Source organism: Segatella sp., from assembly GCF_977051555.1.
In genome coordinates, this window is sequence record NZ_CDRSSE010000018.1 from 25276 (window position 1) to 38488 (window position 13213).

A 13213-nucleotide genomic window follows, 5' to 3' on the forward strand; every position below is an offset into this window, starting at 1 on the left:
AAATATGCTGATTAGAAGGAAGCAACACGAAACCCCGGGACTGAATACCACATCTACAGCCGACATCTCGTTCATGCTGTTGATATTCTTCCTTGTCACCACATCAATGGATGTGGATAAGGGACTGTTGCGCCAACTCCCTTCACCTGAACCGCAGAAGAAGGAGCAGCAACAGACGATGGTTGATAAGGCTAACCTGATGGCGCTGCACCTGACGGCTGGCGATACGCTTCTGGTAAACGGCAAGCCGATGCAGGTAAGCCAGCTCAAGGAAGAAACCATCCGCTTTGTACACCGCCTGGGCAAGAAACATCTCATCTCTATCGAGAGTGACCGCGATGCCGACTATAATCTCTATTTCCAGATGCAGAACCAGCTGATGGAAGCATATAGCCAGCTACGCAATGAAACAGCCCAGAAGAAATATCACAGGGATTATGCCCTCTTGAACAATGACCAGAAAGAACAGGTGCGCAACATCTGTCCGCAGCGCATCACAGAGTCGTATGCCAATGCGATGACTCAAACCGACCAGCGTGTTGATGCCAATGCTGAAGAAAAGCAGGGGGAAGAGAAAACGATAGAAACAGCTGCAGAACAGCAGAAAGGAGGTAAACAATGATGAATTTTCATAAGAAATCGCATGAAGTGCCAGGGTTGAATACATCTTCTCTGCCAGACCTCATTTTCTCCGTACTGTTCTTCTTTATGATTGTTACCCACATGCGTCAGGTTACCTTGAAGGTAGACTGCCGTTTGCCACAGGGTAAGGAACTCACCCGACTGACCAAGAAATCGGCGGTGAGCCATATCTATATAGGTAAACCAACCAAAGAGATGCAGGCAAAGTATGGTACCGGTACCCAGATTCAGTTGAATGACAAGTTTGCTTCGGCTCCCGAAGTGATGGATTACATTTCGGCAGAAAAGAAGCGTATGTCACCGGAAGACCAGAAGCAGATGACCGTTTCGATCAAAGCAGACCAAGAGACAAAGATGGGTGTGATAACCGATGTAAAGCAGGCTTTGCGACAGGCAAAAGCATTAAAAATAAGCTATTCTGCCACAGAAAAAGGAAAATAATATTAATTTATCATGTTTTTCTCTTAAAAAATTGCTTTTATTAGTTTTTTGTATTATCTTTGCAACCAAATTATTAGTATTATGTCAAAACAAATTTTAGATTCATTAGATAGGCAGATTCTGAAGCTGATTTCTCAGGATGCCCGTATTCCATTTTTGGAAGTGGCACGCGCTTGCAACGTGAGCGGTGCTGCCATTCATCAGCGTGTTGCTAAACTTACAAATCTTGGTATCATCAAGGGTTCACAATTCATCATTGACCCAGAAAAGATAGGTTACGAAACTTGTGCCTATATGGGACTCTATCTGAAGGAGCCTGAGAAGTTTGACCATGTTGTAGAGGAGTTGAAGAAGATTCCTGAGGTTGTAGAGTGCCACTATACTACAGGTGGCTTTGATATGTTTATCAAGATTTATGCGCTCAACAACCATCATCTTCTGGAAATCATCCACGATAAGTTGCAGCCATTGGGATTGTCTCGCAGCGAGACCATCATCTCTTTCAATGCATCTATCAACCGTCAGCTTTCTATGCAGGATCTCAAGAGCTTCAATGATGATGAAGATGAAACTGCAGAAGATGAAACAGCAGAGAAATAAGGTAGATAAATAACGATATGATATAAACTGAAAAAGCAGCAGGCTCCAGAGGGCTTGCTGCTTTTTTGATGCTATCTTCTATAAAGGGTGAGGAATGTGAACGGTAAGCCGTTTTCATTCCTCATTTCTTTTTCTGTCACTTCCCATTCTGCCGGATTGATTTCCGGAAAGAAGGTATCGGCATGTTCTGGTTCCTTTTCTACGATTGTGAGATAAAGCTTGTCTGCAAAAGGCAAAGCCTGTTCATATATGCTGGCTCCTCCGATGATGAAACATTCATCTTCTGCCGCTTCTTTCCTTGCTTCCAGTGCTTCTTCCAGAGAGGTGTATACTTCGCACCCTGTTATCTGCTCTCTTGTCTTCGAGATAACAATATTGCGGCGGTGGGGCAAGGCTCCGTTCGGCAGCGACTCAAATGTCTTCCTGCCCATGATGATGACATGTCCGGTTGTGAGCATACGGAATCGGGTCATATCCGACGGGATAGTATAGAGCAACCGGTTCTGATATCCGATGGCTCTATGTTTCTTTGATATGCAGGCGATGATATTAAGCATAAACTATAAACTGTTAACTGTAAATTGTTCTTCAGGAATGTGGCTGCTCTTGATTTTCCACTCCTGCGGATAGAGGTTGTTGGCACGGTTGCCAATGTTCTTTTCCCAGCCTATCGGAACCTGTCTGTAGGTTACCAGTACATAGCCCTTAGGCGTATCGGCAGGCAGATTCACAGCCTCCTTGCGAAGGTAGCGGATGGCATCTTCGTAGGATAACTCCACCTGAGGGAAGTTTTCTTTGTTGAGCATCGTAGAGAGGGCTAGAGTCTGGTCGGGAATGAGACCCTTTCCCTTGTCTGTTCCCAGTTTCACACCTGCATGCAGCACCTTCAGGTTCTTTTCAGCCTGGTCGTAGATGTCTTTCCATCTGCCCGGAATGGCGTAAACCGTCTCGTTGCTCTCTGCTGGCACCCATTCTGTATCAGTCTTCAGCCAGCCGACCGGAATCTCCAGCCCCTTTCCTTTCGCCACCTTCTTGTCTTTTTTCTTCTTATCCTTCCTGTTCTCCTTGGCTGATGAACCAGCTTCCCATTCGCCCTCTTTCTTCAGAATTGCCATAAACAGACCTTCGCCTCGCGAAACACCAGGAATGAATCGGTAAACCGGGAAGTCGCTGCCCGTGAGGTTGTGGGTGATGTTCCATGCATCTTCTACTCCCTCCAGTGCCATCACTTCTGCACCCAGTTCTTCGCATATCCAGTCCACGTTCTCCTCATCTTCGTGCGCATTGAAGGTGCAGGTAGAGTAAATCAGGATACCGCCTGGCTTCAGACAGTTCCAGATATCCGAAACGATTTCGCGCTGCAGCTGCCAGCAGTTGTTCACATTCTGGGTACTCCATTCGCTGATAGCCCCTTCATCTTTGCGGAACATTCCTTCGCCGGAGCAGGGAACATCGGTAAGAATCACATCAAACTGCAACTTCGATTTCTTGTAATCGCGAGGATAGTTGTTGGTAACAATCATATCCGGATGACCGAACTTCTGTACGTTCTCGGCTAGAATCTGCGAGCGGGTGCGCATCGGTTCGTTGCTGAAGAGCAGACTCCCTTCCGGCAAGGCAGCCCTTACGGCAGTCGACTTTCCGCCAGGGGCAGCACAGAGATCCAGCATCATCACCGGTTCTTTTACGTACTGTCGGATAGCCATATCTACAAACATAGATGCGGCTTCCTGCACATAATATAAGCCGGCATGCAGCAGCGGATCGAAGGTGAATCCGGGACGGGTAGAGAGATAACGTCCGGTTTCCGGACACCAGGGAATCGGTTCGCCTACTGCATCCTTGCATTTGAAAGGATTGATGCGGATACTGGTTGGCGCCTCCTCTTCAAGGATAGCATGCTCCAGACGCTGATACAGCTTTTCGCCCATCAGCGCCTGCGTATATGTTCTGAAATCTTCAGGTAATGTCTTCATTCTGTCTCTTTTTCTTTAATTTGTTTGCAAAAATAAGAAATTTTTCGTTTCTTTGCAACTAAATCGCGAAGAGATGCGTCTAAGAAGCAGAAATTTTTCAAAATAACAAGGTAAAACAATAAAAAATAATGATATGAAGAAAGCAATATTGGCATTAGCGCTCGTTATGAGCATCGGAGCCACCCAAGTGTCTTTGGCGTCTTCTGCTCCAAAACATCGTTATCATCCAACTACCCAACAGGTAGATTCAAAGGCTGCTCCTGCATCTGCCGCACAGCCATCTGCTTCGAAGGATAAAGACGACGAGGCGTTGGAGGCTTACTCTGATACGACCAGTACGGATTCGGCCAACTATGATGATTATGATGAGAATGATAATAGACCTGTTCATTCTAAATACAGTTTAGACAACTATGATGATCCGTTCGATTTCATCGGTTCTGTGTTTGGTCGTGGTGCGTTGTCTTTAATCATCGTCTTCTGCATCATTTTCGGCTTGTTGTTCATCTTTGCCCCTTTGATTATCGTCTTTCTCATCGTCCGTTATCTGATGCGTAGACACAACGACCGGATGAAACTGGCGGAGATGGCGATGGAGAAGGGCATCAATGTTCCGGAAAGCGACCGGCCGATAGACAAGCAGAGCGATGAATATCTCGTGAAACGCGGACTGAGAAATGCCTTCCTAGGAGCCGGCTTGTGCGCCATGTTTGCCTGGTGGGATGCTGGTTTCCTGGCTGGCATCGGAGCCCTGGTCTTCTTCTATGGCATCGGTCAGACCGTTATCGGTTCGCTTCCAGCCATCAAGGATTGGTGGAAGAACCGTCATGGCGATCAGGGCACGGGATATAATGGTACTCCGGTGTAAAAATCAAACAACAATTATTAGTTAATATATATAAGGTGGAAAAGTTATCCGATATCTCTCTCGTCACGAAGGTGGTGATGCTTCATGACCGCAAGTCGTTCGACCTGCTGGTCAGGAAGTATCAGTCACCCATTCGTGGGTTCTTCCTGCGTCAGACGCTGGGAGATGCGCAGCTGAGTGATGACTTGGCTCAGGATACCTTTGTAAAGGCTTATACCCATCTGTCCGGTTTCCGGGGTACAGCCTCTTTCTCCACCTGGCTCTACCGCATAGCCTATAATGTATGGTATGATTATACCCGCAGTCATAAGGAGACGCAGGACATCGATACGCCTGCCGTTTCCAACAGGAATGCACAGGGCACCAATGCCGGATTGAAGATGGATTTGATGAAAGCCCTACAGATATTGGGCGAAAATGAACGTACATGCATCACGCTGCAGCTGATGGATGGACTCTCTATAGATAAGATTGCAGAGGTGACGGGAATGGCGCAAGGCACCATCAAGTCGCATCTCTCTCGTGGAAAACAGAAACTTGCAAGTTACTTAAAACAGAATGGTTATGACCGATAAGATAAATGATAATAAGTTGAAGAACATAAACGAAGAGCCGTTGAGCCTTCAGGATGAAGAGCTCTTGCAGCAGTTCTTTGCCGATTGCCAGATGTCTGAGATTCCCGATGACGGATTCTCCGATAGGGTGATGCATGCCTTGCCGGCTTTACCCGAAACAGAAATAGAGAAGTCGCTGGTTAAGCGCCAGCGCCTGGAACATTTATGGACGGCAGCCTGTGTGGCAGCCGGCATCATCATAGCCGTAGTCTGCCAGGGCTGGGAGCAGATTCAGGGCTGGCTTTTCTCTATGAAGATAGATTTCCTCCTCTCCGGTTCCCGTGCGCTTACGCATGTAACAGACTCCGTCGCTCACTCTCAGAATCTCCTGATGGTGCTGGCTGGCTTCGTTGTCCTCATCATGGTTTGGGGATATAATGAGCTGGCTGATGCACGTCAGTAGGTTTCTTCCCTGATATCAATTGTATGAATGATTAACTCTTTCTATTAGCAGAATAGTTTTTAGTGCTAATAGAAAGAGTTTTTTATTACTATAAATATCATCTTTATGCTCTTGAAATCTCCGTTCATCGACGCTGAACGGACATTCATCGACGCTGAACGGACATTCAACGTCGCTGAACGGACATTCAACGTCGCTGAACGGACATTCAACGTCGCTGAACGGACATTCAGCGTCGATGGACGAAGATTTAATATTGCTGAATATAGAAAAACAAATAGGTGCTGCTACTTTTTCAGTAGAGCACCTATGCTTATGATATCGGTTTCTAAAACAATTTATAGGTAGTGCGGAGCACTTTGAACTCGGTTCGGCGGTTCAGCTGGTTGCAGATTTCCTGATGCTCCTTGCTCTGCTTCAGGATAAATTCTTCGCTGAGCACATCGCCTTCCTTGAGCCAAGGATACTTCTCGGTGAGTTTCTTGCGCACATTCTTCGGCTTCTCCTTGCCGTAGCCCACAGGGATGAGGCGCTCTTTCTCTATGCCGTGTTTTATCAGATAGTCTACTACCGATTGGGCGCGGCGCTGAGACAGATGCTTGTTATATTCGCTGTTTCCCTTGTAGTCGCAATGGGCGCTGAGTTCGATGGTAACGTGCGGGTTCTCTTTCAGCAGCGTTACCAGCTGGTCGAGGGCTGTTGTACTGGCTTCGGTAAGGGTTGCCTTGTCGAAATCGTAGAAGATATTGTCGATGAGTACGGGGGCTGTGATGGAAGCCAGCGGGAACTGGAGCACGTATTCCTTACTCTCTTTAGCCGAATCAACCCGAAGTTCTTCCTTGTGGTTGAGGTAGCCTTTGCAGGATGCCATCACCAGGTAGTCGACATGCGGATTGATAGGGAGGACAAACGAACCGTCGCCCTTGACGGATAGTTTCCTGTTCGTTCCGTCGTTGCCTACGATTCTCACCTCTGCGGCAGGCAGTTCATAACCGTCTTTCTCGTAGACCCATCCCTTCATCGTGGTAACAATCTCCGGATTCTCGAAGGAGTAGATATGGTCATAGCCTCTTCCGTCTTTTCTGTTAGAGCAGAAGAAACCCTGGTTGTGGAGCCCCTCGAAAGTCATTCCGAAGTCATCGGCTTCTGTATTCAGCGGATAGCCGGGGTGGGTGAGTTCATATTTCCGGGTGAGGGAATTTACTTTGGCGATATAGATGTCGAGTCCGCCCATTCCTACATGACCATTGCTGCTGAAGTAGAAGTCGCCGTTAGGACGGAAGGTAGGGAACATCTCATCGCCTGGGGTGTTGATAGGTTCGCCCAGGTTCTCTACACCGCCCAGTCCGGCAGGGGTGATGCGCACTCGCCAGATGTCGAGACCGCCCTTTCCGCCCGGCATGTCTGATACGAAATAGAGCCATTCGCCATCAGGAGAGATGGCTGGATGGGCAAAGCAACTGAGTGTATCTTTGCTGATTTGCAGATTTGTAGGCTTGCTCCAGGCTGCATCTGAGCGGTTGGAGGTTACTATCTGGGCTAATCGGGGCGAAGTGGGATCGGTGGTACACTGGGTGAGGTACATCTGCTTGCCGTCTGGGGTAAAGCAGCATGCGCCCTCTTCGTAGTCGGTGTTGAGACCGGTTCCGATGGCTTCCGGCTTGCTCCATTTGCCTTTATCGTTCTTTTCAGAGAAGAAGATGTCGGCTGATTTCGTTCCCGTCACTCCGTTCAGGTCGCTGCCTTGGGCTTCGTTGCGGGTTGAGGTGAAATAGAGCTGGCTGTAGTCATCGCTGAGGAACATCGGCGAATAGTCGTCTCTTCGGGAGTTGAAAACATCCATCCGCTTTACCTTGTACCGGCTTCCTTCCTTCTTCCAGACTGGGGCTTTTTGTGCCGATTCGAGTCCGTTCTTTACCAGCACGTTGTCGGGCATGGAATCGAGCAGAAATTCGAATTCCTTGGCTGCCTGTCTGTAACTTCCGTTCTTCAGGAGAAGCCGGGCGTAAGCCAGGCGGTCGTTGAGGTCTGCCTGCTTGTATCGGATGGCATTGCTGTAGGCAGCCAATGCCTTCGGCGTACTGTTGATTTTATCATAGCAGCGTGCCATCTTCAGAGCCACCTTGCCCCGGGCAGCCCGCTCTTTGGTAGGTGTCTTGGTGTACACCTTTTTATATTGGGTTGCCGCATCGTAGTATTCGCCTAAAGAAAGATGCTTGTCTGCTTTCTTCAGGTTCTGGTCAATGCCGCAACTTATCAGAAAGAGGCAGCTAATTGCTGTTATGATTTGATAAAATCTTATTTGTTTCATATTGATTTACATCTGCGAGAATGGCTGACGATATTGGCAGCCTGCCTTCCAGTTGCTGCAGCCATAGGCGGTCTTGCCCTTGATGATGATACCCTTGCCACAGAGCGGACATGGTTTGCCAACCATTGGGTCGGTCGCAGGAGTTGGCTGAGCAGGAGCATTCTGAGAATCTGTATTCTGTGCTGCTGCCTTATCGGCTTTCTTGGCAGGAGCCTTTCGGGCAGCCGGTTTCTTGGCAGCCGGTTTCTTCTTGAGGTCTTCCTCTGTCATAATGGTCACTCTCCGGTTGCTATTGTCTGACAATACATCGATGACAATCTTGTTGATCTGTTCTTTCAGTCCGTTGATGAAGTCGGCAGGATCGTAGGTCTTGTGCTCGATGTCGCGGAGTTTCTTCTCCCAGATACCGGTCAGCTCGCAACTCTTCAGCAGTTCCTCATGGATGGTGTCGATGAGTTCGATGCCTGTCGGGGTTGCCATCAGATTTTTGCGCTGGCGACGGATGTAGTGGCGCTTGAAGAGGGTCTCGATGATGCCGGCACGGGAGGAAGGTCGGCCGATTCCGTTCTCCTTCAATGCAGCACGAAGTTCTTCGTCTTCTACGAATTTACCGGCTGTCTCCATTGCACGGAGCAGGGTTGCCTCGGTATAATACTTAGGTGGCGTGGTCCATTTCTCCGTCAGGGTGGGCTGATGTTCTCCCGATTCGCCTTTTGTGAAGGATGGGAGGGTTCTTTCTTCTACCACTTCCTTCTTGGCACCATTTCCTGAGTCTGCATTTCCGGCGGCGTTATCTGAAGCATCATCGTCATCTGTATTCTTTACATCCTTGGCATAGACAACTCGCCAGCCTGGTTCGAGAATTTCCTTACCGCTTACCTTGAACTCTATCTTCTCCGGTTTCGGTCCGTCTTCGTTGATGACTTCGCCCAATACGGTGGTGGTGGAGAATTTACAGTCCGGATAGAACACGCTGATGAAACGCTTGGCGATGAGATCATACACGTTTGCCTCCATATCGGTGAGTCCGGTTGGCGGAACACCGGTTGGGATGATGGCGTGGTGGTCGGTTACCTTACTGTTGTCGAAAACCTTCTTGCTCTTCGGCAATTTCTTGCTGATAGTAGCGAGCTGCTGGATGAGCGGGAGGTATTTCTGCTGACTCATAATCTTTGCCTGACTTACTCCGTTCAGAATCTGCGGACATTTCGGATAGATATCGTCGGTCAGAAACTGGGTATCTACACGAGGATAAGTGGTGTACTTCTTCTCGTAGAGACTCTGGATGAGCTTCAGCGTAATATCGGCAGAGTAAGCAAACTTTTTGTTGCAATCCACCTGTAGCGAGGTGAGGTCGTAGAGATGAGGTGGCGCCTCGTTTCCCTTCTTCTTGCTTACATCTGTAACCGTGAAGGGTTTGCCGGCGATGGTGCTGAAAGCCTTCTCGCCTTCCTCCTTGCTGGTAAACTTGCCGCTGGTAGCGGTAAACTGGGTGTCGCGGTAGATGGTGGCGAGTACCCAGTAAGGTTCGGAAACGAAGTTGTCGATTTCCTTCTGGCGGTTTACGATCAGGGCAAGAGTAGGGGTCTGCACCCGGCCGATGCTGAGCACCTGTCGGTTCTGGCCGTATTTCAATGTGTAAAGTCGGGTGGCATTCATACCGAGAATCCAGTCGCCGATGGCACGGGAAAGTCCGGCAAGATAGAGTGACTGATATTCTCCTTGGTCTTTCAGTTCCTGGAAGCCCTGCTTGATGGCTTCATCGGTCATGGATGAAATCCACAGTCTCTTGACGGGGCATTTCGCCTGTGCCTTCTGCATCACCCATCTCTGGATAAGCTCTCCTTCCTGCCCGGCGTCACCGCAGTTGATGATGCTGTCGGCAGCCTGCATCAGTTTCTCGATGGTAGCAAACTGTTTCTTGATGCCTTCATCGTTGATGAGCTTGATACCGAAACGCTGTGGAATCATCGGCAACGCCGCAAGGCTCCAATGTTTCCACATCGGAGTATAATCATCCGGTTCCTTCAGCTCACAAAGGTGGCCGAAGGTCCATGTTACTTGGTAACCATTACCTTCCATATAACCGTCGCGTGCCGTGGTAGCTCCGATGATTCGGGCGATGTCCTTAGCCACGCTAGGTTTCTCTGCTATACAAACTATCATGTTTTATTCTTATTTCTGTTTGCAAAGGTACAATAAAATAATGAGAAAGCCATCATTTCAGCTTCTTTTTCTCATGGCGGGGAATAAAATAAAAGCCCTATAAGGCTTGGAGGGTGTGGCATAATATAGAAAAGGCACGGATTACTCGTACTCCTGCCAGCTCTTAATCTGAAGCTGGTTCTGGCTCAATGTGCAGAATGCCTCGATGAAGGCGGAAGCCAGACGGGCATTGGTGAACAGGGGAATGTTGTGGTCGATGGCGCCATGACGGATTCTATTTCGGAATGCAAAGTTACGCTATTTATTGATTATTCCAATTTTTCAGCAATTCTTTACAGTTAAATAACATCAATTATTATTATTTCTTCTCTAGAATGTCGTATTTTTGCAATTATTTTGTTACTTTTGCAACGGCTTTTAGTCATGTAGAAAAAGAATAAAAAATAGCAAACAAGATAAATATAACAACAATGAAAGTCGGATTATTCGTCCCTTGTTATGTGGATGCCCTTTACCCTGAAGCGGGTGTGGCTACATACAAGTTGCTTAAGCATTACGGACTAGACGTGGGTTATCCCGAAAAACAGACTTGCTGCGGCCAGCCAATGGCTAATGCCGGTTTTCAGGACAAGTCGGAGAAGGTCATAGAGACATTTGATGAGCTGTTCAAGGATTACGATTATATCGTAGCTCCTTCTGCCTCATGTGCCGCTTACGTAAAGGTGTATTATCCTAAAATCCTTGAGGGTAAGCACGAGTGTATTTCCTCAAATAAAATCATGGATGTTGTGGAGTTCCTTCACGATGTGCTGAAGGTGGATCATGTGCCGGGAAAGTTCCCGCATGTGGTGAGTGTACACAACAGTTGTCACGGTGTGCGCGAACTGGGATTGTCATCTCCTTCTGAGCGCCACATCAAGCCGTTCAACAAGATTATCGACCTTTTAAATATGGTGGAAGGCATTACCATCCACGAACCGGAGCGCAAGGATGAGTGCTGCGGATTCGGCGGTATGTTCTCTATTGAGGAACCTGCCGTTTCTACCCGTATGGGCGAAGATAAGATCAAGCGCCACATGGCTACGGGCGCTGAGTATGTAACGGGTCCGGATTCTTCCTGCCTGATGCACATGGCGGGAATCGCCAAGAAAGAGAAGATGCCGATCAAGTTTATTCATGTTGTTCAAATATTAGCTGCAGGACTATGAGTACAGAACATTCCAAGAGAGCTGCGAAGTTTACGCAGAATGTAGAGAAGACCACCTGGCACGACGCTACCTTCTGGTCTGTTCGTCAGAAAAGAGATAAAATGGCGCAGGAACTTCCTGAGTGGGAAGACCTACGTGAGCATGCGTCTGAAATCAAGATGCACACGATTACCCATCTTGCCGATTACCTCGATATGTTTTCCAAGAATCTGGAGAGCCGTGGGGTGAAGGTTCACTGGGCAAAGGATGCGCAGGAATTCAATGAGATTGTGCTCGGTATCCTGAAGGATCATAACGTGAAGAAGATGGTGAAGTCGAAGTCGATGCTCACCGAGGAGTGCGAGATGAATCCTTATCTGGAGCAGCACGGTATTGACGTGGTGGAGACCGACCTGGGTGAGCGTATCCTCCAGCTTCTGGGTCAGAAGCCTAGCCATATCGTGATGCCTGCCATCCACCTGAAGCGTGAGGAGGTAGGTAAGATGTTCGAGGAGAAGGGAATCTCCAAGGAAATCGGCAACTACGATCCTACTTACCTGACCCGCTGTGCCCGTCATCATCTCCGCGACCAGTTTATGGAAGCTGGAGCAGGTATGACCGGATGTAACTTCGGTGTGGCTGCCACCGGCGATTGCGTGGTTTGCACCAACGAGGGTAATGCGGATATGACCACTTCCATGCCTAAGCTCCATATCGTAGCGATGGGTATTGAGAAACTGGTTCCTGATTATAAGTCATTGGCTGTGTTCCAGCGTCTGCTTTGCCGCTGCGGAACCGGTCAGCCTACCACCGCCTTCACTTCTCATTTCCGCCAGGCTCGTCCGGGTGCCGAGATGCATGTGGTGCTGGTGGATAATGGCAGAAGCGATATTCTCGCCGATAAGGACCACTGGCAGACTTTGAAATGCATGCGTTGCGGAGCCTGCATGAACACCTGTCCGGTTTATCGTCGTTCAGGCGGTTACAGTTACACCTATTTTATACCGGGTCCTATTGGTGTGAACCTGGGTATGCTGAAGAATCCTCAGAAGTACAGCGACAATGTTTCTGCCTGCACCTTGTGCTTGTCTTGCGACAATGTCTGTCCTTCCAAGGTAGGACCGGGTTCGCAGATTTACGTATGGCGCCAGAGTCTGGAGAAGTTGAGCAAGGCAGATCCTGTGAAGAAGGAGATGTCGAATGGTATGAAGTATCTCTTCGAGCGTCCTGCGCTCTACACCACTGCCCTGAAGTTTGCGCCACTCGCCAACCTGATTCCTGAATGCTGTACGCACTTCAGCAATTGGAATGCCTGGGGCATCGGTCACGCCATGCCTGAGTTTGCCAAGAAGAGTTTTCATCAATTATGGAAGGAGGGAAAAGTAAAATGAAGAAAGAAGATTTCCTGAACAAGTTGCGTAAGAATACGCATGTTCAATTCGATATGCCTGCCGTAGATGTGAAGGGTATCCAGTATGAGGATACGCTGAAACAGTTTATTGAGATGACGGAATCGGTAGGTGGCCATGTGATAGAGGCGAAGGAGGGTGAGAGTCTGGATGAGCTGGTGAAGAAGGCTTATCCGGAAGCCAAGGTCTTTGCCTCTCATCTGCCAGAAATCACGATTGCTCAGAAGAATCCTGATACGGTGGCTGAGGCTAATGACCTGAATGGTACTGATGTGGGTATTGTTCGTGGTGAAGTGGGTGTTGCCGAGAATGGTTGCGTCTGGATTCCTCAGACCATGAAAGAGAAAGCGGTGCTTTTCATCTCGGAATACCTTGTGATATTCCTCGAAAAAGAGAAGATTGTGAACAATATGCATGAGGCTTATGCCCGTATTGAGATGGATCCGAAGTACAATTTCGGTATTTTCATCAGTGGTCCTTCCAAGACTGCCGATATTGAGCAGGCTCTGGTTATGGGTGCGCAAGCTGCTCGTGGTGTGACAGTTATACTCTTGTAAAAGGCAGAAATCCCGAAGCTCACTATCGTGTGAACTTCG

The 13213-nt window shown here is 48.4% G+C and carries 13 protein-coding genes; 9 read left to right on the plus strand and 4 right to left on the minus strand.

Translation table 11 applies throughout. The annotated features are described in order from the left end of the window. Window positions 1-4: 4 nt before the first annotated feature. The 3 genes from ACWJAO_RS06230 (at window position 5) to ACWJAO_RS06240 (ending at window position 1683) form a co-directional block, all read left to right on the plus strand. The gene (locus tag ACWJAO_RS06230) at window positions 5-622 is read left to right on the plus strand and encodes an ExbD/TolR family protein (RefSeq protein WP_449139633.1); all 618 of its coding nucleotides are present in this window, start codon (window positions 5-7) and stop codon (window positions 620-622) included. Further along, on the plus strand, window positions 619-1083 hold the full coding sequence (locus ACWJAO_RS06235; RefSeq protein WP_418326240.1) for an ExbD/TolR family protein: 465 nt from the start codon (window positions 619-621) through the stop codon (window positions 1081-1083). The genes ACWJAO_RS06230 and ACWJAO_RS06235 overlap by 4 nt, the downstream gene beginning before the upstream one ends. Window positions 1084-1164: 81 nt before the next feature. Beyond that, entirely contained in the window at window positions 1165-1683 is a 519-nt protein-coding gene (locus ACWJAO_RS06240) for an Lrp/AsnC family transcriptional regulator (RefSeq protein WP_449139634.1), read from the plus strand. 71 nt (window positions 1684-1754) lie between these two features. Here ACWJAO_RS06240 and ACWJAO_RS06245 read toward each other — a convergent pair whose 3' ends face one another. Beyond that, window positions 1755-2240 carry a dihydrofolate reductase gene (locus tag ACWJAO_RS06245; RefSeq protein ID WP_449139635.1) on the minus strand — a complete coding sequence of 162 codons (486 nt, stop codon included), beginning with the start codon at window positions 2238-2240 and terminating at the stop codon, window positions 1755-1757. A 3-nt stretch (window positions 2241-2243) separates the two neighbouring features. Beyond that, window positions 2244-3659, minus strand: a complete 1416-nt coding sequence (locus ACWJAO_RS06250; RefSeq protein WP_449139636.1) for a methyltransferase RsmF C-terminal domain-like protein — start codon at window positions 3657-3659, stop codon at window positions 2244-2246. 133 nt (window positions 3660-3792) lie between these two features. Between ACWJAO_RS06250 and ACWJAO_RS06255 the strand changes: the two genes are divergently transcribed. Genes ACWJAO_RS06255 through ACWJAO_RS06265 form a run of 3 tightly spaced genes read left to right on the plus strand, consistent with a single transcriptional unit; the run spans window position 3793 to window position 5544 of the window. Continuing rightward, entirely contained in the window at window positions 3793-4527 is a 735-nt protein-coding gene (locus ACWJAO_RS06255; protein ID WP_449139637.1) for a DUF6249 domain-containing protein, read from the plus strand. Between the two features lie 35 nt (window positions 4528-4562). Next, window positions 4563-5102 (plus strand): RNA polymerase sigma factor, encoded by a 540-nt coding sequence (locus tag ACWJAO_RS06260; RefSeq protein ID WP_449139638.1) that lies wholly within the window; start codon window positions 4563-4565, stop codon window positions 5100-5102. Next, entirely contained in the window at window positions 5092-5544 is a 453-nt protein-coding gene (locus tag ACWJAO_RS06265; protein ID WP_449139639.1) for a DUF5056 domain-containing protein, read from the plus strand. Before ACWJAO_RS06260 ends, ACWJAO_RS06265 begins: the two co-directional genes overlap by 11 nt. 328 nt (window positions 5545-5872) lie before the next feature. Here ACWJAO_RS06265 and porE read toward each other — a convergent pair whose 3' ends face one another. After that, window positions 5873-7855: a PorE family type IX secretion system protein gene (gene porE, locus ACWJAO_RS06270; protein WP_449139640.1), complete on the minus strand. Its 1983-nt coding sequence runs from the start codon at window positions 7853-7855 to the stop codon at window positions 5873-5875. A 6-nt stretch (window positions 7856-7861) separates the two neighbouring features. Further along, on the minus strand, window positions 7862-10021 hold the full coding sequence (locus ACWJAO_RS06275) for a DNA topoisomerase 3 (RefSeq protein ID WP_449139641.1): 2160 nt from the start codon (window positions 10019-10021) through the stop codon (window positions 7862-7864). A gap of 470 nt (window positions 10022-10491) precedes the next feature. Here ACWJAO_RS06275 and ACWJAO_RS06280 point away from each other — a divergent pair, with 470 nt between their 5' ends. The 3 genes from ACWJAO_RS06280 to ACWJAO_RS06290 are packed head-to-tail and all read left to right on the plus strand — an operon-like array spanning window position 10492 to window position 13174. After that, window positions 10492-11229 (plus strand): (Fe-S)-binding protein, encoded by a 738-nt coding sequence (locus ACWJAO_RS06280; protein ID WP_449139642.1) that lies wholly within the window; start codon window positions 10492-10494, stop codon window positions 11227-11229. Beyond that, complete coding sequence (locus ACWJAO_RS06285; RefSeq protein WP_449139643.1) at window positions 11226-12599, plus strand: lactate utilization protein B; 1374 nt, start codon at window positions 11226-11228, stop codon at window positions 12597-12599. The genes ACWJAO_RS06280 and ACWJAO_RS06285 overlap by 4 nt, the downstream gene beginning before the upstream one ends. Beyond that, window positions 12596-13174: a LutC/YkgG family protein gene (locus ACWJAO_RS06290; protein ID WP_287587554.1), complete on the plus strand. Its 579-nt coding sequence runs from the start codon at window positions 12596-12598 to the stop codon at window positions 13172-13174. The genes ACWJAO_RS06285 and ACWJAO_RS06290 overlap by 4 nt, the downstream gene beginning before the upstream one ends. Window positions 13175-13213 lie beyond the last annotated feature (39 nt).

Coding starts and splice junctions, on each gene's coding strand:
- ACWJAO_RS06230 (WP_449139633.1), top strand. CDS start 5: ATGCTGATTAGAAGGAAGCAACACGAAACCCCGGGACTGAATACCACA.
- ACWJAO_RS06235 (WP_418326240.1), top strand. CDS start 619: ATGATGAATTTTCATAAGAAATCGCATGAAGTGCCAGGGTTGAATACA.
- ACWJAO_RS06240 (WP_449139634.1), top strand. CDS start 1,165: ATGTCAAAACAAATTTTAGATTCATTAGATAGGCAGATTCTGAAGCTG.
- ACWJAO_RS06245 (WP_449139635.1), bottom strand. CDS start 2,240: ATGCTTAATATCATCGCCTGCATATCAAAGAAACATAGAGCCATCGGA.
- ACWJAO_RS06250 (WP_449139636.1), bottom strand. CDS start 3,659: ATGAAGACATTACCTGAAGATTTCAGAACATATACGCAGGCGCTGATG.
- ACWJAO_RS06255 (WP_449139637.1), top strand. CDS start 3,793: ATGAAGAAAGCAATATTGGCATTAGCGCTCGTTATGAGCATCGGAGCC.
- ACWJAO_RS06265 (WP_449139639.1), top strand. CDS start 5,092: ATGACCGATAAGATAAATGATAATAAGTTGAAGAACATAAACGAAGAG.
- porE (WP_449139640.1), bottom strand. CDS start 7,855: ATGAAACAAATAAGATTTTATCAAATCATAACAGCAATTAGCTGCCTC.
- ACWJAO_RS06275 (WP_449139641.1), bottom strand. CDS start 10,021: ATGATAGTTTGTATAGCAGAGAAACCTAGCGTGGCTAAGGACATCGCC.
- ACWJAO_RS06280 (WP_449139642.1), top strand. CDS start 10,492: ATGAAAGTCGGATTATTCGTCCCTTGTTATGTGGATGCCCTTTACCCT.
- ACWJAO_RS06285 (WP_449139643.1), top strand. CDS start 11,226: ATGAGTACAGAACATTCCAAGAGAGCTGCGAAGTTTACGCAGAATGTA.
- ACWJAO_RS06290 (WP_287587554.1), top strand. CDS start 12,596: ATGAAGAAAGAAGATTTCCTGAACAAGTTGCGTAAGAATACGCATGTT.